A 23,591-nucleotide genomic window follows, 5' to 3' on the forward strand; every position below is an offset into this window, starting at 1 on the left:
GCAAGAGGCGGTGCGACGAAATGGTGAACCGCAGGAGTGAAGCGGCCCTGGCGGCGCGCGACACCAACCCGGCGATTCGCCTGTGCCGCACCCGATCGGGCGCATTCCTTTATGCTGACCGCACCAATCCATATCACGCTACAAGGACTTCATGCACCCGCTTTTCTCGCCTTTCAAGCTCGCTTCGCTTCTCCTGACCAACCGCATCGTGATGGCGCCGCTGACCCGGGCGCGCGCACCGGACGACGTCGCCACCGAGACCGTGGCGCTGTACTACACCCAGCGCGCCACCGCTGGCCTGATCATCAGCGAAGGCACGCCCATTTCGCGCGAAGGCCAGGGTTACCTGTTCAATCCCGGCATCTACACGCCGGCGCAGATTGCCGGCTGGCGCTTGACCACCCAATCCGTGCACGCCGTGGGCGCAAAGATGTTCGCGCAGCTGTGGCACGTGGGCCGCGTGTCGCACCCCAGCATCCAGACCGGCGGCATCGATCCGGTCAGCGCCAGCTCGAAAACCGCGCAAGGCGCCATGGCCTATGGCCTGAAGGATGACGGCACGCCGGGCATGGTCGCAACGACCCAACCGCGCCCGCTGACGGGCGACGAGGTAGCGCGCGTGGTGCAGGACTTTGCCAACGCCGCCGCCAACGCCATTGACGCCGGCTTCGACGGCGTCGAGATCCACGGCGCCAACGGCTACCTGCTGGAGCAGTTCCTCAACCCGCTGGTCAACGACCGCGATGACGAGTATGGCGCGGCCAAGATGGACAACCGCCTGCGCTTCGCGCTGGCCGTCGTCGACGCCGTGGTCGCTCGCATCGGCCGCGAGCGCGTTGGCATTCGCCTGTCGCCCTATGGCCGCCTGTTCGACATGCCGCTCTACGACGATATCGACGCGACCTATACTGCGCTGGTCGCGGCGCTGGGCGAACGCCGCATCGCCTATGTCCACATCATGGACCAATCCGGCTACGGCATGGGCGACAAGGCGAGCGGGCCAACCGTCTCCGACAAGATCCAGGACTTGCTGCGCGCCTTCCGCCCGACGCTGCCCGAGACCGCGCTGATCCTGGCTGGCGGCATGACGCGCGAGCGCGCCGATCAGCTGATCGGGGATGGCGTGATCGACCTGGCCGCATTCGGCCAGCCGTTCATCTCGAATCCCGACCTGGTGGCGCGCCTGCGCAACGGCTGGCCATTGGCCGAGCCGGACCGCAGCACCTATTACGGGGGCGATACCAAGGGCTATATCGATTACCCGCCGTACGCTGCGCAGGCCTGACCGCCTGGTGGACGAACACGGGATGCGCCCTCGCGGCGCTTCCGTCGGGTGGATGCACATATCCCGGTTGACCCGCTTCACCCCACCATGTCATATTGCCATCCTCATCAATCCACGGAAGTCCTCGCATGCGTCACCTTGCCTCCGCGCTGTCCATTTCCATCGCCCTCGCCCTGACCGGGTGCGCCACCTCGGCCCAAGGGCCGCAGACGCCGGAGCGCGATGCGCTGACCTCGCGCATCACGGCCGACTCGCTGCGCGGCCACCTGTCGTTCCTGTCGTCCGACCTGCTCGAAGGGCGCGGCACGCCGTCGCGCGGTGTCGATCTGGCGGCCGAATACATCGCGGCGCAGTTCCGCCGCGCCGGGCTCGAGGCCGCGGGCGACGACGGTTACTTCCAGACCGCAAACTGGCAGTACGCAAAACGCAGCCCGCAGGACATCGCCTTGACCGTGACGGCCGGCGGCAAGACCATGACGATCACCGGCACGGGGGCATCGGCCAATTTTGTAGACCCAGTCACGCTGGCCCGCACGCCTGCCGTCTTCATGACCTGGCAGGCGGCGCTCGACGATCCGGATAAAGCCAACGGCAAGGTGCTGGTGGTGCCGGCCGCCGCGATCCCCGGCGCCGGCGCCGCACTGCAAGCCAAACTGAAAAGCAAGCCGGCGCTGATCGTGCTGATCGACCGCGAACGGCGCCAGGCGCGCACGCAGGGCGGCTGGCTGATCGACCCGAGCGTGGCAGTGGCCAAGGGCGGCGCACCGGTCGTACTGGTGCATGCAGCCGATGCCGCGACCGCGCTCGAACAGGGTGGCGCCACCGTCGCCGCCAAGATCGTCGCACCTGACGTCGCGCCGACCAAACTGCGCAATGTGATCGGCGTGCTGCGCGGTTCGGACCCGGCCCTGAAAAGCACCTACGTGATGCTCAGTGCGCACTACGACCACCTGGGCATCCGCGATGGCGTGATCTTCAACGGCGCCAACGACGATGGCAGCGGTACCGTCTCGGTCATCGAGATCGCCGCGAGCATGGCGGCGCAAAAGGAACGCCCACGGCGCAGCATCGTGTTCGTCGCGCTGTTCGGCGAAGAACTGGGCCTGCTCGGCTCACGCTACTACGCGAAGCATCCCGTGTTCCCGCTGAAGGACACCGTGATGAATCTGAACCTCGAGCAGCTTGGCCGCACCGACGACAGCGAAGGCCCGCAACTGCGCTCGGCCACCATGACCGGCTTTGACTATTCGACGGTCGGCACGACGTTGCAACGCGCGGGCGAGCAGACCGGCATCCGCTTCTGGAAGCACCCCACCAATAGCGACCGTTATTTTGCGCGCAGCGATAACCAGGCGCTGGCCGATGCCGGCGTGCCGGCCCACACGCTGTGCGTGGCGTTCGGCTTCCCTGATTATCACGGCAAGGATGACACCTGGGACAAGGTCGACTACGACAACCTGGCCAGCGTGAACCGCATGATCGCCGTGGCGCTGCAGGACATCGCCAACGATCCGGTCAAGCCGGCATGGACGGCCGTGCCCAACGCGGCCAAGTACCGCGCTGCAGCGGCAGCGCTGCAAGGGGCCGAAGTGAAGGTGAGCCGGTGATGGTTACCTGATGAAGCTGGCCAGCCTGTCAATCCGCCCGCCCGGCAGCGCCGCACCGCAGCCGGTCGATCAGCTCATGCTGATTGCCGGCGCGGGAATCGACGGCGACCGCCACCGCGAGCCGGCCTCGCCCCGCCAGCTACTGCTGGCAAGTAGCGCGACCTATGGCGACCTGGGGCTTGCGCCATATGCCCTGCGCGAAAACCTGCTGCTCGCTACCCCGATTGACGCCCTGCCTTCCGGCACCGTGCTACAGATCGGTGACCGGGCGCAGGTGCGCCTGATGTTCGTGTGCGAAGCATGCGGCCGGCTTGATCTCCATGGCGCGCAGGTCGCCGCGCGCATCGGCGCCCGGCGCGGCGTGCTGGCGCGCGTCGTGCAAGGCGGCACAATCCGTAGCGGCGATACCGTACGCGACCTGGGTCCGTTGCTACCGGCGTGGCCGGACGATTGGCATGAACGCGTCGCGCAGGTGATCGATGCAATGCCGCCTGACACCGTGATCGAGTACGCCTTGCTGGCGCGCCTGGCCGGGATCCAGTCGACCTATTGCCGCGCCTTTCCGCGCCTGCTTGCGTCGCTTGGCCCCACCTACGCCAGCCGGGCGATCGCGGCGCGGGCCGTCTCGCACATGCGCCGCTGGAATGGCAACCGCCTGTTCGACGACATCCTGCCCGCAACGGCGTCAGAGCCGGACGCCAAACTCGATTGTTGTTAAGTTATCTACCGCACAGCCGATGTGTTTTGGAAATGTTTTAATGGGTTTGTCGCGCACGATTGCGGTCGGGGCGTGAGTCAAAAAATTGGCAGCTGGTGTAAGCTGAATGACAACATTTAATTTTAAGGAGCACCCCATGAAAACCACGATTACCATTTCCGCCCTGATGCTGAGCGTCGCGATGCTGGCCGGTTGCAACAAGAACGACAATATGGGTCCTGCACAAGAAGCCGGCGCTGCCGTCGACAATGCAGGTGCCAAGGTTGCCCAGGAATCCAAAGAAGCTGTCGCTTCGGCCGATGCTGCTGCTGAACGCGCTGGCGACAAGATGGAAGTTGCCGCTGACAAGGCTGAAGCCAATATGGATGCTGCTGGTCAACGTATCGATGCCGCTACCGACCGTGCCGGTGCACGTATCGAAGCTGCTGGCGCAGAAGTGCGTCAGGAAAGCCGCGAAGCTGCTGCTTCCGCTAAAGAAGCCACCAGCAACGCAACCGCTGCTGCTGGTCGTAGCGTCGAGCGCGCTGGCGAAAAAATGCAGGACGCTTCGAAGTAATTCTCACGAATTAGTTCAACCAGCAGTCTTGTAATGCGCAAGCCGCGACCCGGGCAACCGGTGTCGCGGCTTGTTCACATTCAAAACCAGATGGTGCAACGAGCGCACTCATTCCGCCAAGCAAAATGGGTGGTTCGCCCCTCAAAACGTTATGTACCGGTTTCGACACGTTTCTGGCTCGAAAGAGGCAACACATGGCTGGAGAGCGAATACCTGTTGACACCGTCAAACGGAAAAACCTACAGTTTCATTATTGAAGATCTGGTTCCGCAAAGAGAAACCCGCTTCATGGATCGGATCTCGGCCATCGTCATGGCCGGCCACGACCCGGCACCATCACAATAATGGAGACAGACCGAGTGAAGAAACACATCATCGCAATGGCAGCGCTGTGCGCCTGCATCACAGTCGCACCGGCCGCATCCGCGCAATCGGCCATTACCCTGTACGGCATCATCGATGCCGGTCTGACGCGTTTGACCAACGATGGCCCCCAGGGCGACCAGACCAGGGTCGATACCGGCCAGATGCAGGTGTCGCGCTGGGGCATCAAGGGCCAGGAAGACCTGGGTCGCGGCATGAAGGCGCGCTTCGGGCTGGAAGGCACGCTGCTCAATGACACGGGCGGCGCTGGCGTGCCATTCGGCACCCCATCCGGCACCAGCCTGTTCGACCGCGAAGCCACGGTCGGCATCGTCACCAACTACGGCGCCATCGACATCGGCCGCCAGAATATCGTGGGCATCATGTCGGTCGGCATGGCCGACCCGCTGGGTCTGGGCTTCGCCTCGAGCAGCCCGAACGTGCTGTTCTCGGCGATGAACAACGCCGCGGTGTATGCCCCCTACGGCGCCAACAACGGCGGCACTGCCCTACGCCAGAACAACTCGCTCAAGTACACCTCGCCGGTCTTCAAAGGCCTGAGTTTCGCCTTGATGCGCGCCTTCGGCGAGCAGGCGGGCAACGCGCAGAAGAGTTCCTACCAGGGCGGCGCGCTGCTCTACAACACCGGCAAGCTGGCCGTAGCCGGCGCCTATGCGCGCATGAAGAACATCACCGACACCGATCTGCTCACGTCGCACGCCTATGGCATCAAGTACGCCTTCCCGGCCGTGACGCTCAAGTCGACCTATTCATGGAACGAACTGCGCGGCAGCGGCCGCAAGATCGCCGTGCTCGGCGTGGGCGCCGATGTGCCGGTGGCGCCGGCCTTCCTGGTCACCGCCGCGGCCTACCAGGTCAAGCGCTCGGGCGACCTGAAAGACGATGCACAGCAATTCATCCTGATCGGCCGCTACCTGATGAGCAAGCGCACGACCGGCTATGTCTCGGTTGGCCATGCGGCAACCGACAGCATCGTCCGGGCTGACCAGATCAACCTGGCCCAGAACTTCGTGGCGGTCGGTAGCGACTCGGCTAACCGGTTCACGATGGGCATCATGCATATGTTCTGATGACGACACACGACGACGCGCATTCCGTACCACCTTCCGCCCCGCCGGGCTTCGAACGCCTCAACCGCGGGGGGCCGTATATGGCCGAACTGGGCGAGCTGTATTGCCGCAGGGGCGAAGGTGAAATCGTGTTCGCGATGCGCATCGAGGACAAGCACACCAATATGCGCGGCATCGCGCACGGCGGGATGCTGGCCAGCCTGGCCGACTCCGCGCTCGGCCTGGGATTGGCGCTGTATTGCGAAGGGCGCCAGTCGTTCGTGACCGTGAATCTGAGCACCGATTTTATCGATGCGGCCAGGCCCGGCGACTGGGTTCAAGCGCATGTCGAGGTGCAGAAAGTGGGCCAGCGGATGGCGTTTGCCAACTGCTTCCTGCAGGTCGGCGCGCGCCGCATCCTGCGCGCGAGCGGCGTGTTTGCGGTGATGAAGCCCTTGAGCCCCGACCAGCTGGCAGCCGGGTATTGAGCGCCGCCTGATTACGACTCGAGGCGCCGGGCAACCTCGATCAGGCGCGGGCGCACTTCATCGAGCAGGAAGGCGGTCGTCACGCTCGACGAGGGGCCGCCGCAATTGATCGACATGATCTGGCTGCCACCAATGGGCATGAAGCCCACTGCGATCCCGTTGACATCCTTCTGCCAGTCACCGAACGAGGTCGTGCAGCCATACGTCTCGTAGTCGCTCAATCCCTTGGCCAGACCGGTGCGCATGGCCTCGAACGCTGTTTCGTCCAGCTCCAGCGACCGGCTCAGGATATCCCTGCGTTCGTGCTCGGCGGCCCGGGCCAGGTAGGCGCGCCCGATCGCCGACGTCGCCAGCGGCATGCGCGAGCCGACTTGCAGGGCCAGTGCCAGCGCCGCGCTGCTGCGGCACACCTCGACATAGATCATCGACATCCGGTCACGCATCGCGATCGACACGGTGGTGCCGGAGAACTCGGCCAGCTCCTGCATCATCGGGCGCGCCAGTTGACGGATGTCGAGCCGGGCCAGCATCGCGCTGCCCAGGCCCAGCGTGGCGCTGCCAAGCAGGTAGCGCCCGCCAGGTTCATGCTCCAGGTAGCCGAGCGTGGTGAGCGTGTAGGTAATGCGGGTGACGGTCGACTTGGGCAAGCCGCAGCGTTCGGCGATCTGCTGGTTGCTCAGCCCTTTGTCGGCCGAGCGAAAGCAGGCCAGGACCTCGAGGCCACGCGCGAGCGCCGTGATGAAGTAGCGCTCTTCGGCGCCGCGCGGCGTGTTGGCGAGATCGGCCAGATCGGCCGGCTGATCATCATCAGGACGCGTCGTGTCGCTCACTGGCATGGGAAGGCCCTGGAAAAGAATGGTGGTGAAATTCCATTTTAATCCAGTTCATTTTGCCATGCAAAACTGACGAGCAACAAAGAGGGGTTTGACGCCTTTATACGACACCGCGCTGTCGCAAGCCTGCCAGCGTCTCTGCCGACAAGCCGAGCAAGTCGTGCAGCACGTCGTCGGTCCCCTCGCCCAGGCACGGCGGCGCGCTGCGCACCGGCAGGCGTTCGCCGTCGAAGCGATAGGGCGAGGCCAGCACCGACACGCTGCCCACTTCGGGATGCGGCATCTCTTTGACCAGGCCGCCCTGCTGCGCGCGGGCCGACGTCAATGCCTCATGCAGGCCCGCGACTTCACCACACGGGATACCGACCCGGCTCATGCACGCAAGCAGATCGCTGCGCGTGCGCTGGGCCAGTTCGCGCTTGATCTCGGGCATCAGCGCGTCGCGGTGCTGCGTGCGCGCCAGATTGGTCTTGAACCGTTCATCCAGTGCGATATCGGGGCGCTCGATCACGTCGTTGCAAAAACGTAGGAACTGGCTGTTGTTGCCTACCGCAATGACCAGCGCCCCATCCTTTGCCTCGTACACGCCATACGGCATGATCGAGGGATGTGCATTGCCGTAACGTGGAGGATCGTTGCCAAGCAGCAGCGCCTCCAGCCCGTAGTAGGCGGTGATCATCATGCCGCAGTCGAACAGCGCCATGCCGATGTGGCGGCCCTTGCCGGTCTTTTCGCGCTCGTACAGCGCCGCCAGCACGCCCTGCGCCGCGTACATGCCGGTCATCATGTCGACCGCGGCAACGCCGAACTTCAACGGCGGCTGGGTCGGCTCACCATTGAGCGCCATCAGGCCTGTTTCACCCTGGATCACCAGGTCGTAGCCGGGCCGCGCGGCTTCCGGGCCGGTGCGGTCGTACCCAGTGATCGAGCAGTAGATCAGGCCCGGCTGCTCACCCTTCAGCGCGTCGTAACCCAGGCCGAGCCGCTCGATGTCGCCAAACTTGAAATTCTGGATCACGATGTCGCTCTTGCGGATCAGATCCCGGGCGATCTTCTGGCCGTCGGGTGTTTTCAGGTCGAGGCACACCGAACGCTTGTTGCGGTTGACACTATTGAAGTAGGCCGTTTCGGTGGAACCGATGCGCATGCCCCAGTCGCGCGTATCGTCGCCGCGCTCGGGATGCTCCACCTTGATCACTTCGGCGCCCAGGTCGCCCAGCACCATGGCGCACCACGGACCGGCCAGTACGCGCGAGAAGTCCAGCACGCGCACGCCAGAGAGAGGCAAAGCAGATTTGTCAGTCAACATAACACTCCAGGTACCCGGCTTCTTTACAGGGAGCCGGTCAACGTCATTCTTGTAGCCGATTGGCGGCTGATGCGGTGCGCAGCGCCGCGAAAGCGGGCGCGCGTTTGTCAAAGAAGGCCGCAATGCCTTCCTGCGCTTCGTCGTCGCCCTGCGACTGCACCATCAGCGCCGCTTCCAGGTCGAGCTGCTCGTCCAGGCTTGCGGCCCCCGCATGTTCGCACAGCACCTTGATGCGCCCGTTGGCATTGACTGGCCCGCCAGCCACGCGCGCAGCCAGAGCCAGCGCTTCTGTCAGCGCCTGCCCCGGCGCGCTCAAGCGGTTGACCGCACCCAGCGCATGCAGGCGCGCGGCCGGCACGCGCTCGCCCAGCAGGCACAGTTCGGTCAGCAACTGGCGCGACATGCAGCGCGCCAGAAACGCCGTCGCGCCGCCATCCGGACTCAGGCCGACCCTGACATAGGCCATCGAAAAGAAGGCATCGTCGGCCGCTACCACCATATCGCACGCCAGTGCCAGCGACAGGCCGGCGCCAGCCGCCCCACCCTCGACCGCGGCAATGACCGGCTTGGGGCAGGCGCGCAGCGCGCGCACCAGGTCGTGCAAGCGTTCGACCTTGGCGCGGCGTTCGTCCGGCGCCAGCGCGCGGCGCGTGGCCAGTTGGCGCAAGTCGCCACCGGCGCAGAAAAAGTCGCCGTCGCCGACCAGCACGATGGCGCCGATGGCCGGGTCCTGCGCCGCCTCTTCGAGCGCGGCCGGCAGCGCGTCGTACAGCGCCGGGGTGATCGCATTCTTGGCTGCCGGGTTGCTGTTGACGAGGATGCGTACCGCGCCATCGGTGCGCGTCACGAGGCCGGGTGCGCTCATGCCGGTGTCGTCTGGCTTGCCTGGTCGGCCTCACGCCCGAGCGCGATATAGCGGTCCAGGTGATGGTCTTCGTCGCCCAGTTGATGGTCGATCATCACCAGGCGCTTGGCATAGTGCGCCAACGGCAGTTCCCAGGTCATGCCGATCCCGCCATGCAGCTGGATGCATTCTTCGGCCACCAGCGTGCCGATGCGGCCGATACTGGCCTTGGCCGCCGACAGGCTGCGCTCGCGGGTAATGCGGTCGGCGTCCAGCGCGGACGCCGCATTGATCACCGCCGAGCGGGCCTGGCCGATCTCGAGCAGCAGGTCGGCCATGCGGTGCTGCAGCGCCTGGAAGCTGCCGATCACGACCCCGAACTGCTTGCGCGTGCGCAGGTAGTCGAGCGTAGCGTCCTTGGCCGCTTCCATCGCGCCCAGCGCTTCGGCGCACAAGGCCAGCACGCCGCGCCCGACGGCGCGTTCGAGCGCCGCATAGCCCTGACCCTGCTCGCCGAGCAACGCGTCAACGCCGACGCGCACGCCGCTGAAGGTGAGTTCGGCCACGCGGCCCCCGTCCATCGTCGGCGTGCCGACCATCGACAGGCCCGGCGCATCGGCCGGCACCAGAAACAGCGAGATGCCCGCTTCGTCGTCGAGCGCGCCCGCGGTGCGCGCCGAGACCACGATCAGTTGCGCGTGTTCGGCATTGGCCACGACCGCCTTCGCACCGTCGATCACCCAGCCGTCGCCGTCGCGGCGCGCACTCGTTGCAACGCGCGCCAGTTCGTAATGCGCGTTTGGCTCGTCATGCGCAAACGCGGCGATGACGGACGCGTCGGCGAGACTGCCCAGCACCGCTTTCTGCGCGTCGCTGCCAGCTGCCGCAATGGCTTCGGCCGCCAGCACGGCGCTGCCCAGCAGCGGCTCGAGCACCAGGCCACGGCCCAGTGCCTCGAACACGACCGCGATGTCGAAGCCGGCCCCGCCAAAGCCCCCGTCTTCTTCGCGCAGCAGCATCCCCACCACGCCAAGTTCGGCGAACTGCTGCCACATCGTGTTTGAAAAACCCTCCGGCGACGCGGCGATCTTGTGCCGCGCCTCGATATGGTATTGCTGGGCGATGAAGCGGTTCAGGCTATCGGCCAGCATGCGCCGTTCTTCCGTATGTTCGAAGTTCATGTCGCTTGCCCTTACAGTCCGAGGATCATCTTGGAGATGATGTTTTTCTGGATCTCGTTGGAGCCGCCGAAGATCGACAGCTTGCGGTTGTTGAAGTACTGCGCCGAGGCGGCGGCCGCAAAATCTGGACCAAAACCCGGGCCCTCATTGGACGCATCGAGCATGTCCTGCGTGAACGGGCGCGCATACACACCCATCGCGCGCCGCGTCAGCGCGTTGATCTCCTGGCGGATCTCGGTGCCGCGAATCTTGAGCATCGAGCTCTCCGCGCCCGGCGCGCCGCCGCCGGCCACCGCCGCGATCACGCGCAGATTGGTGGTCTTCATGTTCTCGAGGTCGATCTCGACGCGCGCCAGGCGGCGCGCGAAGCCTGGATCGTCCGCCAGCGGCTTGCCGCCGCGCGTCTGCTCCTGCGCGATGCGTTTCAGGCGCACCAGCGCCGCCACCGAGAAGCCGACGCCGGCAATATTGGTGCGTTCGTAGGTGAGCAGGTATTTGGCGCAGGTCCAGCCACGGTTCTCCTCGCCCACCAGATTCTGCGCCGGCACCCGCACATCGGTGAAGAACACTTCGTTGACTTCAGGCTCGCCATCGAGCAGCACGATCGGGCGCACGTCGACGCCCGGCGCATGCATGTCGATCAGCAGGAAGCTGATGCCCTCCTGCTTCTTGACGCCCTGGTCGGTGCGCACCAGGCAGAAGATCATGTTGGCGTGCTGGCCGAGCGTGGTCCAGGTTTTCTGGCCATTGACGATGTAATGCTCGCCTTCGGCATCGACACCGCGCACGGCGCTGCACTTGACCGCCGCCAGATCCGAGCCGGCGCCCGGCTCCGAATAGCCCTGGCACCACCAGTCAGAACCGTCGAGGATGCGAGGCAGCCAGTAGTCTTTCTGTGCCTGATTGCCGTACTTGATCAGCACCGGCCCCAGCATGTTCACGCCAAACGGCACGACCCGCGGCGTATTGGCCAGCGCGCATTCGTTCTCGAAGATGAATTTTTCGATCGCGCTCCAGCCCGGGCCACCGTATTCTTCGGGCCAGTGATTGGCCAGCCAGCCGCGCTCATTGAGAATCGCGTGCCAGCGCTGCATATCGTCTTTCGACAGGTGCTTGCCGTTGGCGACCTTGCTTGACAGGTCCTGCGGCAGCTTCTCGGCCAGGAACGCGCGCACCTGGTCACGAAAGCGCTCTTGTTCGGGGGTGAAATGTAAATCCATGATGATCCTTTAGAAAATCTCGAACAGGCCTGCAGCGCCCATGCCGCCGGCGATGCACATCGTGACCACGGCGTACTTCGCGCCGCGGCGTTTGCCTTCGATCAGAATATGGCCGGCCAGGCGCGCACCGGTCATGCCGAACGGATGGCCGATCGAAATCGCGCCGCCGTCCACGTTCAGGCGTTCGTCGGGAATGCCGAGTTGTTGCTGGCAGTAGATCGCCTGCGAGGCAAACGCTTCATTCAGTTCCCACAGATCGATGTCGTCGACCGTGAGGCCGAAGCGCCCCAGCAGTTTTGGCACCGCGAACACCGGGCCAATGCCCATTTCGTCGGGCTCGCAGCCGGCCACCGCCATGCCGCGGAAAGCGCCCAGCGGGCTCAAGCCGAGGCGCTCTGCTTCTTTCGCCTCCATCATCACGCAGGCCGACGCGCCATCGGAGAGCTGCGAGGCATTGCCGGCGGTGACGAATTTGCCCTCGCCCATCACCGGCGCGAGTTTGGCCAGGCCTTCATAGGTGGTGCCGCGCCGGTTGCAGGTGTCCTCGCCAATCGTGACTTCGCGCTGGCTGACTTCTTTCGTGTCCTTGTCGGTGACGGCCATGGTCGTGGTGCAGGCCACGATCTCCTCGCTGTAGCGGCCGGCCAGCTGCGCCGCCTCGGTCTTGCGCTGCGATTCAAACGAGAAGCGGTCCTGCGCTTCGCGGGTGATGCCATAGCGCGCGGCGACGATGTCGGCGGTGTCGATCATCGGCAGGTACAGATCGGGCTTGTGTTCGAGAATCCACGGATCAATGCCTGAATCTCCGCTGTCGCGGCTGCGGATGTGCGAGATGCTTTCCACGCCGCCGGCGATGATGGCCGGCGCGCCGTCAACGATGATGCGGCCGGCGCCGATGGCGATCGCCTGCAGGCCCGAGGCGCAGAAACGATTGACCGTGGTGCCGGCGATCGTGATCGGCAGGCCAGCGCGAATCACGCTCTGGCGCGCGATATTGCGCCCGGTGGTGCCTTCCGGGTAGCCGCAACCGAGAATCGCATCCTCGATCATGGCCGGATCGATGCCGGCCCGTTCGACGGCGGCGCGCACCGCAAACGCGGCCAGCTGGGCGCCAGAGGTAATATTGAATTCGCCGCGGTGCGCTTTGGTCAGCGGGGTGCGGGCGGTTGAAACGATGACGGCTTCGCGCATGGCGAGTCTCCTGATATCGGTATGAAGTGGAATGACGGCACTCTGGTGAACGTTTACTGATTCAGACTGGCAAAGCTCGCGCCCTTCTCGGCCAGCTCGACCAGCAGCGGCGACGGCTGCCAGAACAGCGGGTCCTCTTTGGCAAACTCACGGATATCGGCCAGGATGTTCGTCAGTCCGACCGTGTCGGCATAGTGCATCGGGCCGCCGCGATAACGGGGAAAACCATAGCCGTGCACGAACGTCACGTCCACATCGAGCGGACGCAGGGCGATCTTCTGGTGCACGACATTGGCACCCTCGTTGATCATCGCGGCCAGGTAGCGGCGCACGATCTCGGCGTCGCTGAAGCTGCGCGGCGCCTTGCCCGAGAGCGCGCCGGCGCGGGCCCGTTCGGCGTCGATGATGGCTTCGACTTCAGGGTCGGGCGTACCGACGCGGGCGCCGTCCGGATACAGGTAGTAGCCACGGCCGGTCTTCTGGCCAAACCAGCCACGCTCGCACAGGCGATCGGCGATCTGCACGTAGCGCGCACGCGGGTCGCGCGTGGCGGCGCGCCGCTTGCGGGTGGCCCAGCCGATGTCGCCACCGGCCAGGTCGGAAACCTGGAACGGGCCCATCGGATAGCCGAAGTCGCGCAGCGCCTTGTCGATCTGGTAGGGCGAGGCGCCATCTTCCATCATCGCCTGCGCGGCCTGACCATACACGGCCAGGATGCGGTTGCCGATGAAACCATCGCACACGCCGGCGCGCACCGGCACCTTGCGCAGCTTTTTGGCCAGCGCAAAAGCGGTGGCGACGACCTCGCCCGAGGTTCTGGCCGGGACCACGATCTCGAGCAGTTTCATGATGTTCGCCGGCGAGAAGAAGTGCAGGCCGATCACGTCTTGCGGGCGCGATACGGCACCTGCGATCTCGTCGATATCGAGATAGGACGTGTTGGTGGCCAGCACCGCGCCGCTCTTGCAGACGCGATCGAGTTCGGCGAACACGGCGTGTTTCACGGCCATGTCCTCGAACACCGCTTCGATCACCAGGTCGACCCCGGCCAGCGCGTCGTACGCCGTGCTGCCGACAAAGCGCAGCATCGTCGCATCCTTGACAGCCTGGGTGATGCGGCCCTTGGCAATCAGGCCGTCATACACTTTCTCGACATGCTTGCGGCCACGCGCGAGCGCCTCGTCGTCGCGCTCGATCATCGTGACCGGCAAACCGGCATCGAGCGCGGCAACGGCAATGCCGGCGCCCATCGTGCCGCCGCCGACGATGCCGACGCTGTCGATCGCGCGCGGGGCGGCATTGCGCGTTTCCGGTGCCTTGGCCGTTTCGCGTTCGGCGAAGAACGCATGCACCAGTCCCGCGCGCTGCGGGCTTTCCAGACACTCGAGAAACAGCGTGCGCTCGAGGGCCTGGCCGGCGTCGAATGGCAATTCGAGTGCGCCCTGCACGGCGTCCACGATCTTCAGGGGCGAGAACAGGCCGCGCGATTTTTTGGCCGTCTCGGCGCGTGCGCTCTCGATCGCGGCGCGCTGGGCGCTGGCGTCATGCAGGGCCGTGGCATCACGGGTGCGGCGCACCGGCGCGCCGGCCTGCACCAGCTCTTGTGCATACGCCAGGCCGGCCGCAAGCGGGTCGTCGCCTTCGGCCGGGCGCTCGATCAAGCGATCCACCAGACCCAGCGTGGCGGCTTCAGCCGCACCGGCGTGGCGGCCGCTGAGCATCAGGTCGAGTGCGGCGGCCGCGCCGATCAGGCGCGGCGTGCGCTGGGTGCCACCGGCGCCCGGCAGCAGGCCGAGCGCTACTTCAGGCAGGCCCAGTTTCGCTGCCGGCAGCGCCAGGCGGTAGTGCGCTGCCAGCGCAATTTCAAGCCCGCCACCAAGCGCGGCGCCATGAAGCGCCGCGATCACGGGCTTGCTGCAGGCTTCGATACGGTTGCACACGTCGGGCAGGAACGGCGCCATCGGCGGCTGGCCGAACTCGCGGATGTCAGCGCCGCCAATAAAGGTCTTGCCGCTGCCAACGATCAGCACGGCCTTGACTGCCGGGTCGGCATCGGCCGCGTCGATGGCCTCGCACAGGCCGCGCCGGACCGCCACGCCGAGCGCGTTGACGGGGGGATTGTCGATGGTGACCACGAGGATGTCGCCGTGCATTGCACGAGCGACCGGGGCAGTTGCGCCGGTTTGCATGAACCTGTCTCCTTACGATGATTTTCGGATGCTACGTTGGTTCGCTGTGCGAAACCGCGTTTTGCATTTCTCGTTGCGATCAACCATAACCGATTTTTCCGCGAAATGTAAATCCCCTCCCACCGCCGAAGTTCCACTATCAATCGCAAAAAACGGCTATTCACGGGGCGAAACCGGGACTTCGGGCGTCATGACAGCATCCGATGTTTCGCTGTGCGAACTGGCATTTCACAAAAACTGTTGACACCCCGGTTTTTGATATGTGAATATCGGTGCAAGCCCAGCCACAGACGCCGGGCATTGGAGACAAACATGGACCTGATCCAGTCAGATGAATATCCGTTGCAGGCGACGCTCGCCACGCCGCAACCGTCATCCGAAGTGCGGCGCGACGCTGGCACCGACGACGACGATGGCAAGGACCGCCAGTTCGTCACGGCCCTGGCGCGCGGCCTGGAAATCCTGCGCTGCTTTCGCCCCGGCGAGGCGTATCTGTCCAACAGCGAGATGGCCAAACGCACCGGCATGCCAAAGCCGACGATTTCACGCCTGACCTATACGCTGACCAAGCTCGGCTACCTCACTTACTCGGCCGACCAGGGCCGCTACCAGCTCGGCGCCCCGGTGCTCGCGCTGGGCTACACGCTGCTGGCCAACCTCGACGTGCGCAAACTGGCCCGTCCGGCCATGCAGGAACTGGCCGAATACGCGCAGTGCAGCGTGGCGATCGGCATCCGCGATCGCCTGCACATGGTGTATGTCGAAGCCTGCCGTGGCAGCGCCGCGGTCACGCTGCGGCGCGACGCCGGCTCGCGCATTCCACTGGCCACTACCGCGATGGGCAAGGCCTATCTGTGTGGCTTGCCCCAACCCGACCGCGATTTCCTGATGGACCATATCCGCCTGACGGCAGAGACCAACTGGCCCAAGATCAAGACCGATATCGAACAGGGCTTCAAGGATTACCAGGACCGCGGCTTCGTGCTGTCGTCCGGCCTGTGGGACGCCAACATCAGCGCAGTCGGCGTGCCGCTGCTCGATCCGGACATTGCCAGGACGATGGCATTCAACTGCGGCGGTCCGGCCTTTCTTCTGCCCCAGGAACGACTGGTCGAGGACCTCGGTCCGCGCCTGGTGCAACTGGTACGCAACGTGGAGATGAGCATGGGCCGCCATATCGGCTAGCAGTGTCGTAGTACCGGCATGCACGGAGCGATACCGCACAGCGCGGTGAGGCCCCCGGCTTGCCGTCGTTTTTCATCAACCCGGAAGTTCACGAAAAATAACGGAGACAACAATGAAGGCAAACAAGATCGCCCTGGCCATCCTGGCACTGGGCACCGTCGGCAGCATCAACCTGGCGAGTGCCGAAGAGTTTCTGGTCGGCGTCCAGATTCCGCTGACCGGCCCGCTGGCCCGGGTCGGCCTGGGCACCCAGGAGGGCATCCGCGTGGCGGCCGAGGTCTTTAACAAGACCAATGGCAAGCACACCATCAAGCTGATCACGGTCGACGATGAATCGGCGCCGGCCAAGGCCGTGGCTGCGGTTGAAAAGCTGGCCAGCCAGAACGTGGTCGCGATCACCGGCGGCTATGCCTCAAACAATATCTCGCCGGCCTCGGACGCTGCCGGCAAACTGGGGCTGGCCTATGTCACCTCGGGCGGCGTTGACGATGGGCTGGTCAAGGCTGGCCGCAAGAATTTCTTCCGTATTAATAATACCCAGGGTTACCAGAAGGCCCTGGTCGGCCTGCTCACCGACCTGAACGTCAAGTCGGTCTCGATCATTTACTCGACCAAGGATGCGACCCACGGCCTGGCCACAGACGTCGAAAAAACGCTGGCCGCCAAGGGCGTGAAGGTCGTCACGCACGCGTTCGACCCGTTGATCACCGACTTCAAGCCGATCATCAACAAGGTCAAACTGCGCGACCGCTCCGAATTCATCGTCATGGTCGGCTACGAAAACGAATATGTCGGCATCCTGCGCGCCGCGCGCGTGTTGAAGCCCAACGTCAAGGGCATGGCCGGCGTGTGGTCGCTGGCAACGCCGAAGATGGCCGCCGATTTCCCGGACCTGATGCCCAATGTCTACGGCACCGCCGTGCTGCCCTACCCGGTGCAGTTCTCGACGCCCGAAGGCAAGCAGTTCGCCGATGGCTACAAGGCGCTGCTGAACAAGGACCCGGATTACCTGGGCCAGTTCGGCTACGTCCAGTCGATGCTGCTGTTCGAAGCGATCGCGCGCGCCGCCGACAACGGCTCGCTGAAAAAAGGTGGCGTCATCGAAGAAATGCGCAAGACCGATCGCCAGACGCTGATCGGCCGCGTGCAGTTCAATGCCCAGGGTGACAATCCGAACTTCACCCAGCGCATGGGACAACACCAGGGCAAGAAGGTCGAACTGGTGTGGCCGAAAGATGCCGCCACCGCCAAGCCGGTCTATCCCGGCCTGCCGTGGTAAGCCGGTAAGCGTTGGATCCAGACGGGCAGGATCCCCCTGCCCGCATGAATAATCGATTGGATGCAGAAATGACGGACTTGATTCTACAAGCCGTGTATTCCGGGTTGTTGCAGGGCGGCTCCTACGCCCTGATTGCACTGGGACTGGCGCTCGTGTTCGGCGCTATGAACGTGATCAACCTGGCGCACGGCGAACTGGTGCTGCTGGCGGCGTACATCGCCTACACGGTCGAATCGCAACTGGGCTGGAATCCGCTGGCAGCGATTCCGGTCGCAGTGATCATCGTGACCATCACCTCGAGCCTGCTGTACTTCCTGGTCAGCCGGGTAACGGTTCACCGCGAAATCAATTCGCTGACGCTGACGTTCGGCGTCGGCGTCATCCTCACCAACCTGGTCCTGATGATCTGGAGCGCCGATGTGCGCACCACGAGCTCGAGCTGGATGCAGGAAGCCTTCATCGTCGGCGAGCTCTACAGCATGCGCAGTGAAGTGCTGTTCTTCGGCGTGAGCCTCGTCCTGATCGTCGCGCTGTGGTGGTGGTTGTCGCGCAGCTGGTATGGCCGCGCCGTGCGCGCCGTCTCCAGCAACCGCGATGCGGCCAAGCTGATGGGCATCAATCCGGGCCGCACCGAGCTGGTGTCGTTCATCGTGGCCGGCATCCTGGCCGCATTCGCCGGTGTCGCCCTGTTCAGCTATGGCGTGGTGACACCGGGCTACGGCAGCGTACTGACCGTGAAAGCCTTCATCATCACCGTGCTGGCGGGCCTGGGCTCGATCCCCGGCGTGCTGATCGGCGCGATCCTGCTGGGCGTGGCCGAATCGCTGACCATCACGCTGGCCAGTTCGGCGCTGCAAGAGCTGGCCGGTATGGGTCTGTTCCTGCTGGTGCTGTTCGTGATGCCCAATGGCCTGTTCGGTGTTTCACGGAGGCGCGGATGAAACTCAATAAACTCCTGATCGCCACACTGGTGGCGACGTATCTCGTGGTGCCATTCACGCTCGGCGCCAACAGCTATGTGATGAGCCTGATCATCGCCTCGCTGATCATCGGCGGCATCGCGCTGTCGTGGGCACTGCTGGGCAATCTGGGCGGCATGGTCAGCTTCGGCCACGCGGCGTTCTTCGGCGTCGGCGCTTACACCTCGGCCGTGCTGACGATGCAGTACAACGTGCCGGTCTTCATCGGCCTGGTGCTCGGCGGCGTCGGCGCGGTACTGTCGGCGATCCTGATGCTGCCCGTGCTGCGCCTGCGCGGGCCCTACTTCGCACTGGCGATCCTGGCCTACGCGCATATCTTCCGCATCGTGGCCACCGAGTGGACGTCGGTCACCAACGGCGCCGGCGGCATTGCCAGCATTCCGTCATTGCCAACCATATTCGGTGTCGAATTCGGTGGCCGTACCGGCAATTACCTGGTGATCCTGACGATGGTGCTGCTGTTCGCCTGGGCCTACGACATCATCCGCCGCAGCCCGCACGGCCTGGCCCTGCGCGCCATGCACGACAGCGAAGATGCGACGCGCGTGGTTGGCGTCAACAATACCCTGCTCAAGGGCCTGATGCTGCTCGTCTCGGCCTTCATGTGCGGCGCGGTGGGTGCCTTCAACGCGCACTACATCAACTTCCTCGAACCGGATTACGCCTTCAGTGCGCTGTGGGTGACGATCCCGATCGTGGCGGCGATCTTCGGCGGCTACCGCACCATCACGGGTCCGCTGATCGGCGCCGTCGTGGTGTACCTGGTCGACCAGCTGTTCATCAAGAACATCCTGCCAACCGGGCACCAGATGATTCTCGGTGTGGTACTGGTCGTGATGATCATCGCCAGTCCGGATGGCCTGCTGGGCCTGATCCGCAGGGCGTTAAGGAAAAAAGATGCTACAACTTGAAAACGTCACCGTCCGCTTCGGCGGCCTCACGGCGGTCAACGATGTCACGCTGTCGGTGGGTACCAAGGACCTCGTCGGTCTGGTGGGCGCTAACGGCGCCGGCAAGACCACGCTGTTCAATGCCATCTCGGGACTGGTGCGCCCGAACGCGGGGCGCATCGTGTTCAACGGAACCGACGTGCTCAAGGCGCCGATGTACCAGCGCGCCCGCATGGGCATTGGGCGCACCTTCCAGATCCCGCAACCGATGCACGAGCTGACCGTGCGCCAGAATCTGGAAGTGGCGCAGCGCTTTGGCACTGGCTCGGTCGACAAGCACCGCATCGACGAGATCCTGGACTTTACCAATCTGGCGGCCAAGGCCGGGCGCGACGCCTCGACCGGCCTGGCGCTGACCGAGCTGAAAGCGCTCGAAGTGGCCAAGGCGCTCTCGACCAACCCGTCCCTGCTGCTGCTTGACGAAGTGCTGGCCGGCCTGGAAACGAGTGGCAAGCGCAACTTCATGAACATGCTCAAGGATCTGCACGCCAAATTCTCGGTCGGGATCCTGATCATCGAACATGACATCGAAACCATCAGCAATCTGTGCCAGCGCGTCGCGGTGCTGAACTTCGGCGGCATGATCGCCGAAGGCACTCCGGCCGAGGTCTTCAGCAACCCGGCCGTCATCAAGAGCTATACCGGAGGCGAGGTCGACCATGCTTGAAATTCAGAACGTGCGCGCCGGTTACGGCGCGATCAATGTGCTGTGGGACTTGTCGCTCACCATCGCGCCCGGCAAGCTGACCACCATCATCGGCCAGAACGGGGCTGGCAAGACCACGCTGCTACGCGCCATGATGGGGCTGATCCCCGTGTCGCAAGGCACCATCACGCTTGACGGCAAACCGCTCAACGGCACCCCGACCTGGGACATGCACAAGGTCTCGATGGCCATGATTCCCGAAGGCCGCATGGTGTTTCGCGACATGACGGTCGAAGAAAACCTGATGATGGGCGCGTTTGCACCGCAGCACCGCGCGCATGCCGCGCGCAATCTCGAGCGCTCGTTCGAGATGTTCCCGCGCCTGCGCGAGCGACGCCGCCAGATGGCCGGTTCGCTCTCGGGCGGCGAGGCGCAGATGCTGGCCATGGCGCGCGGCTTGATGAGCGACCCGAAAGTGTTGATCATCGATGAGCCATCGCTGGGCCTGGCGCCCGTAATGGTCAATGAGCTGTTTGCGATCCTGGCGCGCTTGAAGGAAGATGGACGCACGATGATCCTGGTCGAGCAGAATACCCACCGCGCGGTGGGCGTGTCCGACCACGTCTACCTGATGCAAAGCGGTAAAGTCGTCCTGTCGCAGGCGGCGAGCGAAGTCAGCCTCGACCATCTGCACGGGCTGTATTTTGCGCGCGAGACCGGGGTCACGGCATGAATCTGACCGAGCAATACGGCCCGCGCGAAGCGATGGAATACGACGTCGTGGTCGTCGGCGGCGGCCCGGCCGGCCTGTCGGCGGCGATTCGCCTGAAACAACTGGCCTTGGATAAAGGCCAGGAAGTCACGGTCTGCGTGCTGGAAAAAGGCGGCGAGCTGGGCGCGCACATCCTGTCCGGCGCCGTGATGGACCCACGCGCGATGGACGAGCTCTTCCCCGATTGGAAAGAACGAGGTGCGCCGCTCAATACGGCCGTGACCGAAGACCGCGTCCTGTTCCTGACTGAAACGAAATCGTTCGCCACGCCGGCGTTTGCCATTCCGCCGGCGCTGGCCAATCACGGCAACTACGTCATTTCGCTGGCCAATGTGGTGCGCTGGCTGGGCCAGCAAGCCGAAGCGCTGGGCGTGGAAATCTTCCCGGGCTTTCCGGCAGCCGAAATCCTGTACCACGAAGACGGCTCGGTCAAGGGCGTTGCCACCGGCAATATGGGCATGCACCGCACTCCCGATGGCGTTGGCGAACCCGGCCCGGAATTCCAGCTGGGCATGGAGCTGCATGCGAAATACACGTTCTTTGCCGAAGGCTCGCGCGGCCACCTGGGCCGCCAGTTGATGGCCAAGTACGAACTGAACCAGGGCAAGGATCCGCAGACCTACGGCATCGGCATCAAAGAGCTGTGGGAAATCGATCCGGCCAAGCACCAGCCGGGCCTGGTGATCCACACGGCGGGCTGGCCGCTGCCGAACGACACCTACGGCGGCTCGTTCCTGTATCACCTGGAAAACAACCAGGTCGCGGTCGGCTATGTGGTCGGCCTGTCGTACCAGAATCCGTACCTGTCGCCATACGAAGAATTCCAGCGCTATAAAACGCACCCGGCCATCCGCGGCTTCTTCGAAGGTGGCAAGCGCATTTCGTATGGCGCGCGTTCGATTACCGCCGGTGGCCTGCAATCCTTGCCCAAGACCGTGTTCCCGGGCGGCGCGCTGATCGGCTGCGATGCGGGCTTCCTGAACACCAGCCGCATCAAGGGCAGCCACGCCGCGATCAAGACCGGCATGCTGGCGGCCGAGGCGGCGTTTGCCGCGCTGGGCGAAGGCCGCACGGGCGACGAGCTGACGGGCTTCCCGGCGGCGTTCGAACAATCCTGGCTGCACGAAGAGCTGCACGTGGCGCGCAACTTCAAGCCGTGGATGAGCAAGGGCCTGGTGCTGGGCACGATCATGACGGGCATCGACCAGATCGTGTTCCGTGGCAAAGCGCCATGGACGCTGCATCACAAGCACGCCGACCATGAATGCCTCAAGCCGGCGGCGCACTTCAAGCCGATCGTCTATCCGAAGCCGGATGGCAAGCTGACCTTCGACAAGCTGTCGTCGGTGTTCATCTCGAACACCAACCACCGCGAAGACGAACCGATCCACCTGACGCTCAAGAACGCGAGCGTTCCGGTCGATGTCAACCTGGCCAAGTATGCCGGGCCCGAACAGCGTTACTGTCCGGCCGGGGTATACGAGTACGTCAAGCGCGAAGACGGCGGAGATCGCCTGCAGATCAATGCCCAGAACTGCGTGCACTGCAAGACCTGCGACATCAAGGACCCGACCCAGAACATCGTCTGGGTGACGCCGGAAGGCGGCGGCGGGCCGAACTATCCGAATATGTAACGACCATTTTATAGAACGAGATCATCATGCAAACCAAAGCCACTTTCCACTGGGATGACCCACTGCTGATCAACAGCCAGCTGACTGACGAAGAGCGCATGGTGCGCGACGCCAGCGCTGCCTATTGCCAGGACAAGCTGCGTCCGCGCGTACTCGAGGCGTTCCGCCACGAATCGATGGATGTGTCGATCTTCCGCGAAATGGGTGAACTGGGCCTGCTCGGCCCGACCATTCCCGAACAATACGGCGGCCCGGCGCTGAACTACGTCGCCTACGGCCTGATCGCGCGCGAAGTCGAGCGCGTCGATTCGGGCTACCGCTCGATGATGAGCGTGCAGTCGTCGCTCGTCATGGTGCCGATTTTTGAGTTCGGCAACGAAGCGACCAAACAGAAATACCTGCCGAAGCTGGCGACCGGCGAATGGATCGGCTGCTTCGGCTTGACCGAACCGAACCATGGCTCCGATCCCGGCTCGATGATTTCGCGCGCGCGCAAGGTCGATGGCGGCTACAGCCTGTCCGGTGCCAAGATGTGGATCACCAACTCGCCCGTGGCCGACGTGTTCGTCGTGTGGGCGAAGGACGACGAAGGCGCGATCCGCGGCTTCGTGCTGGAAAAAGGCTGGAAAGGTTTGTCGGCCCCGGCGATCCACGGCAAATTTGGCCTGCGCGCGTCGGTCACTGGCGAAATCGTCATGGACAATGTGTTCTGCCCTGAAGAAAACGCGTTCCCCGACGTGCGCGGCCTGAAAGGCCCGTTCACCTGCCTGAATTCGGCCCGCTACGGCATCGCCTGGGGCGCGCTGGGCGCGGCCGAAGACTGCTGGCACACCGCGCGCCAGTACACGATGGACCGCCAGCAGTTCGGTAAACCGCTGGCGGCGAACCAGCTGGTGCAAAAGAAGCTGGCCGACATGCAGACCGAGATCACGCTCGGCCTGCAGGGCTGCCTGCGCCTGGGCCGCATGAAGGACGAAGGCACGGCGGCGCCGGAAATCACGTCGATCATGAAGCGCAACTCGTGCGGCAAGTCGCTCGACATCGCCCGCGTGGCGCGTGACATGCTGGGTGGTAACGGTATCTCGGATGAGTTCGGCATCATCCGCCACATGGTCAATCTCGAAGTGGTCAACACCTACGAAGGCACGCATGACATCCATGCGCTGATCCTCGGTCGCGCACAGACCGGCATTGCCGCGTTCTGACCGTTGGGATCATCACGACCCTGCGCGCCTGGTCTGCGTCACCCGTAGCGTGGACGGGTTTCCCGTCCACGCGTTCAATGATCATC

22 protein-coding genes are annotated in these 23,591 nt (G+C 64.3%); 15 read left to right on the forward strand and 7 right to left on the reverse strand.

The window, feature by feature from the left end; translation table 11 throughout:
• The first annotated feature begins 151 nt into the window (after positions 1 to 151).
• The 7 genes from RCH14_RS14725 (at position 152) to RCH14_RS14755 (ending at position 6,087) form a co-directional block, all read left to right on the forward strand.
• Positions 152 to 1,285, forward strand: a complete 1,134-nt coding sequence (locus RCH14_RS14725) for an alkene reductase (protein ID WP_343026844.1) — start codon at positions 152 to 154, stop codon at positions 1,283 to 1,285.
• 128 nt (positions 1,286 to 1,413) lie between these two features.
• Positions 1,414 to 2,892, forward strand: coding sequence for a M28 family peptidase (locus RCH14_RS14730; RefSeq protein ID WP_343026845.1), 1,479 nt, complete (start codon positions 1,414 to 1,416; stop codon positions 2,890 to 2,892).
• Between the two features lie 10 nt (positions 2,893 to 2,902).
• A complete protein-coding gene (locus tag RCH14_RS14735) occupies positions 2,903 to 3,610 on the forward strand; it encodes an MOSC domain-containing protein (RefSeq protein ID WP_343026846.1) in 708 nt (235 codons plus the stop codon).
• Positions 3,611 to 3,716: 106 nt separating this feature from the next.
• Positions 3,717 to 4,166: a hypothetical protein gene (locus tag RCH14_RS14740; protein ID WP_343026847.1), complete on the forward strand. Its 450-nt coding sequence runs from the start codon at positions 3,717 to 3,719 to the stop codon at positions 4,164 to 4,166.
• A 33-nt stretch (positions 4,167 to 4,199) separates the two neighbouring features.
• Positions 4,200 to 4,511 (forward strand): hypothetical protein, encoded by a 312-nt coding sequence (locus RCH14_RS14745; protein WP_343026848.1) that lies wholly within the window; start codon positions 4,200 to 4,202, stop codon positions 4,509 to 4,511.
• A 14-nt stretch (positions 4,512 to 4,525) separates the two neighbouring features.
• The gene (locus tag RCH14_RS14750; protein WP_343026849.1) at positions 4,526 to 5,620 is read left to right on the forward strand and encodes a porin; all 1,095 of its coding nucleotides are present in this window, start codon (positions 4,526 to 4,528) and stop codon (positions 5,618 to 5,620) included.
• Positions 5,620 to 6,087, forward strand: a complete 468-nt coding sequence (locus RCH14_RS14755) for a PaaI family thioesterase (RefSeq protein ID WP_343026850.1) — start codon at positions 5,620 to 5,622, stop codon at positions 6,085 to 6,087. Before RCH14_RS14750 ends, RCH14_RS14755 begins: the two co-directional genes overlap by 1 nt.
• 11 nt (positions 6,088 to 6,098) lie before the next feature.
• Here the strand turns inward: RCH14_RS14755 and RCH14_RS14760 are convergent, their stop codons facing one another.
• From RCH14_RS14760 to RCH14_RS14790, 7 genes are all read right to left on the reverse strand, one after another.
• Positions 6,099 to 6,923, reverse strand: a complete 825-nt coding sequence (locus RCH14_RS14760) for an IclR family transcriptional regulator (RefSeq protein ID WP_343026851.1) — start codon at positions 6,921 to 6,923, stop codon at positions 6,099 to 6,101.
• A 97-nt stretch (positions 6,924 to 7,020) separates the two neighbouring features.
• Entirely contained in the window at positions 7,021 to 8,229 is a 1,209-nt protein-coding gene (locus tag RCH14_RS14765; protein ID WP_343026852.1) for a CoA transferase, read from the reverse strand.
• Between the two features lie 43 nt (positions 8,230 to 8,272).
• Entirely contained in the window at positions 8,273 to 9,094 is an 822-nt protein-coding gene (locus tag RCH14_RS14770) for an oxepin-CoA hydrolase, alternative type (protein WP_343026853.1), read from the reverse strand.
• Positions 9,091 to 10,254 carry an acyl-CoA dehydrogenase gene (locus tag RCH14_RS14775; protein ID WP_343026854.1) on the reverse strand — a complete coding sequence of 388 codons (1,164 nt, stop codon included), beginning with the start codon at positions 10,252 to 10,254 and terminating at the stop codon, positions 9,091 to 9,093. The genes RCH14_RS14770 and RCH14_RS14775 overlap by 4 nt, the downstream gene beginning before the upstream one ends.
• A gap of 11 nt (positions 10,255 to 10,265) precedes the next feature.
• The gene (locus RCH14_RS14780; RefSeq protein ID WP_343026855.1) at positions 10,266 to 11,474 is read right to left on the reverse strand and encodes an acyl-CoA dehydrogenase family protein; all 1,209 of its coding nucleotides are present in this window, start codon (positions 11,472 to 11,474) and stop codon (positions 10,266 to 10,268) included.
• Positions 11,475 to 11,483: 9 nt separating this feature from the next.
• The gene (locus RCH14_RS14785) at positions 11,484 to 12,665 is read right to left on the reverse strand and encodes an acetyl-CoA C-acyltransferase (protein WP_343026856.1); all 1,182 of its coding nucleotides are present in this window, start codon (positions 12,663 to 12,665) and stop codon (positions 11,484 to 11,486) included.
• A gap of 53 nt (positions 12,666 to 12,718) precedes the next feature.
• Entirely contained in the window at positions 12,719 to 14,854 is a 2,136-nt protein-coding gene (locus tag RCH14_RS14790; RefSeq protein WP_343026857.1) for a 3-hydroxyacyl-CoA dehydrogenase NAD-binding domain-containing protein, read from the reverse strand.
• 312 nt (positions 14,855 to 15,166) lie between these two features.
• On the opposite strand from RCH14_RS14790, the gene RCH14_RS14795 reads away from it, so the two are divergent.
• From RCH14_RS14795 to RCH14_RS14830, 8 genes are all read left to right on the forward strand, one after another.
• Entirely contained in the window at positions 15,167 to 16,039 is an 873-nt protein-coding gene (locus RCH14_RS14795) for an IclR family transcriptional regulator (RefSeq protein WP_343026858.1), read from the forward strand.
• A 112-nt stretch (positions 16,040 to 16,151) separates the two neighbouring features.
• Positions 16,152 to 17,318, forward strand: a complete 1,167-nt coding sequence (locus RCH14_RS14800; RefSeq protein ID WP_343026859.1) for an ABC transporter substrate-binding protein — start codon at positions 16,152 to 16,154, stop codon at positions 17,316 to 17,318.
• A gap of 68 nt (positions 17,319 to 17,386) precedes the next feature.
• A complete protein-coding gene (locus RCH14_RS14805; RefSeq protein WP_343026860.1) occupies positions 17,387 to 18,259 on the forward strand; it encodes a branched-chain amino acid ABC transporter permease in 873 nt (290 codons plus the stop codon).
• A complete protein-coding gene (locus tag RCH14_RS14810) occupies positions 18,256 to 19,209 on the forward strand; it encodes a branched-chain amino acid ABC transporter permease (RefSeq protein WP_343026861.1) in 954 nt (317 codons plus the stop codon). Before RCH14_RS14805 ends, RCH14_RS14810 begins: the two co-directional genes overlap by 4 nt.
• Positions 19,196 to 19,915, forward strand: coding sequence for an ABC transporter ATP-binding protein (locus RCH14_RS14815; protein ID WP_343026862.1), 720 nt, complete (start codon positions 19,196 to 19,198; stop codon positions 19,913 to 19,915). Before RCH14_RS14810 ends, RCH14_RS14815 begins: the two co-directional genes overlap by 14 nt.
• Positions 19,908 to 20,627, forward strand: a complete 720-nt coding sequence (locus RCH14_RS14820; RefSeq protein ID WP_343026863.1) for an ABC transporter ATP-binding protein — start codon at positions 19,908 to 19,910, stop codon at positions 20,625 to 20,627. The genes RCH14_RS14815 and RCH14_RS14820 overlap by 8 nt, the downstream gene beginning before the upstream one ends.
• A gap of 32 nt (positions 20,628 to 20,659) precedes the next feature.
• A complete protein-coding gene (locus RCH14_RS14825) occupies positions 20,660 to 22,300 on the forward strand; it encodes an electron transfer flavoprotein-ubiquinone oxidoreductase (protein ID WP_343026977.1) in 1,641 nt (546 codons plus the stop codon).
• Positions 22,301 to 22,326: 26 nt separating this feature from the next.
• Positions 22,327 to 23,505 carry an acyl-CoA dehydrogenase gene (locus RCH14_RS14830; protein WP_343026864.1) on the forward strand — a complete coding sequence of 393 codons (1,179 nt, stop codon included), beginning with the start codon at positions 22,327 to 22,329 and terminating at the stop codon, positions 23,503 to 23,505.
• Positions 23,506 to 23,591: the final 86 nt, after the last annotated feature.

The sequence above is a fragment of the Massilia sp. MP_M2 genome (assembly GCF_039123635.1).
Taxonomy (GTDB): Bacteria; Pseudomonadota; Gammaproteobacteria; order Burkholderiales; family Burkholderiaceae_D; genus Telluria.

Bases quoted from the DNA above. Each gene is read 5' to 3' on its own strand.
- RCH14_RS14725 (WP_343026844.1), top strand. From the start codon at position 152: ATGCACCCGCTTTTCTCGCCTTTCAAGCTCGCTTCGCTTCTCCTGACC.
- RCH14_RS14730 (WP_343026845.1), top strand. From the start codon at position 1,414: ATGCGTCACCTTGCCTCCGCGCTGTCCATTTCCATCGCCCTCGCCCTG.
- RCH14_RS14735 (WP_343026846.1), top strand. From the start codon at position 2,903: ATGAAGCTGGCCAGCCTGTCAATCCGCCCGCCCGGCAGCGCCGCACCG.
- RCH14_RS14740 (WP_343026847.1), top strand. From the start codon at position 3,717: ATGACAACATTTAATTTTAAGGAGCACCCCATGAAAACCACGATTACC.
- RCH14_RS14745 (WP_343026848.1), top strand. From the start codon at position 4,200: ATGCGCAAGCCGCGACCCGGGCAACCGGTGTCGCGGCTTGTTCACATT.
- RCH14_RS14755 (WP_343026850.1), top strand. From the start codon at position 5,620: ATGACGACACACGACGACGCGCATTCCGTACCACCTTCCGCCCCGCCG.
- RCH14_RS14760 (WP_343026851.1), bottom strand. From the start codon at position 6,923: ATGCCAGTGAGCGACACGACGCGTCCTGATGATGATCAGCCGGCCGAT.
- RCH14_RS14765 (WP_343026852.1), bottom strand. From the start codon at position 8,229: ATGTTGACTGACAAATCTGCTTTGCCTCTCTCTGGCGTGCGCGTGCTG.
- RCH14_RS14770 (WP_343026853.1), bottom strand. From the start codon at position 9,094: ATGAGCGCACCCGGCCTCGTGACGCGCACCGATGGCGCGGTACGCATC.
- RCH14_RS14775 (WP_343026854.1), bottom strand. From the start codon at position 10,254: ATGAACTTCGAACATACGGAAGAACGGCGCATGCTGGCCGATAGCCTG.
- RCH14_RS14780 (WP_343026855.1), bottom strand. From the start codon at position 11,474: ATGGATTTACATTTCACCCCCGAACAAGAGCGCTTTCGTGACCAGGTG.
- RCH14_RS14785 (WP_343026856.1), bottom strand. From the start codon at position 12,665: ATGCGCGAAGCCGTCATCGTTTCAACCGCCCGCACCCCGCTGACCAAA.
- RCH14_RS14790 (WP_343026857.1), bottom strand. From the start codon at position 14,854: ATGCAAACCGGCGCAACTGCCCCGGTCGCTCGTGCAATGCACGGCGAC.
- RCH14_RS14795 (WP_343026858.1), top strand. From the start codon at position 15,167: ATGGACCTGATCCAGTCAGATGAATATCCGTTGCAGGCGACGCTCGCC.
- RCH14_RS14800 (WP_343026859.1), top strand. From the start codon at position 16,152: ATGAAGGCAAACAAGATCGCCCTGGCCATCCTGGCACTGGGCACCGTC.
- RCH14_RS14805 (WP_343026860.1), top strand. From the start codon at position 17,387: ATGACGGACTTGATTCTACAAGCCGTGTATTCCGGGTTGTTGCAGGGC.
- RCH14_RS14810 (WP_343026861.1), top strand. From the start codon at position 18,256: ATGAAACTCAATAAACTCCTGATCGCCACACTGGTGGCGACGTATCTC.
- RCH14_RS14815 (WP_343026862.1), top strand. From the start codon at position 19,196: ATGCTACAACTTGAAAACGTCACCGTCCGCTTCGGCGGCCTCACGGCG.
- RCH14_RS14820 (WP_343026863.1), top strand. From the start codon at position 19,908: ATGCTTGAAATTCAGAACGTGCGCGCCGGTTACGGCGCGATCAATGTG.
- RCH14_RS14825 (WP_343026977.1), top strand. From the start codon at position 20,660: ATGGAATACGACGTCGTGGTCGTCGGCGGCGGCCCGGCCGGCCTGTCG.
- RCH14_RS14830 (WP_343026864.1), top strand. From the start codon at position 22,327: ATGCAAACCAAAGCCACTTTCCACTGGGATGACCCACTGCTGATCAAC.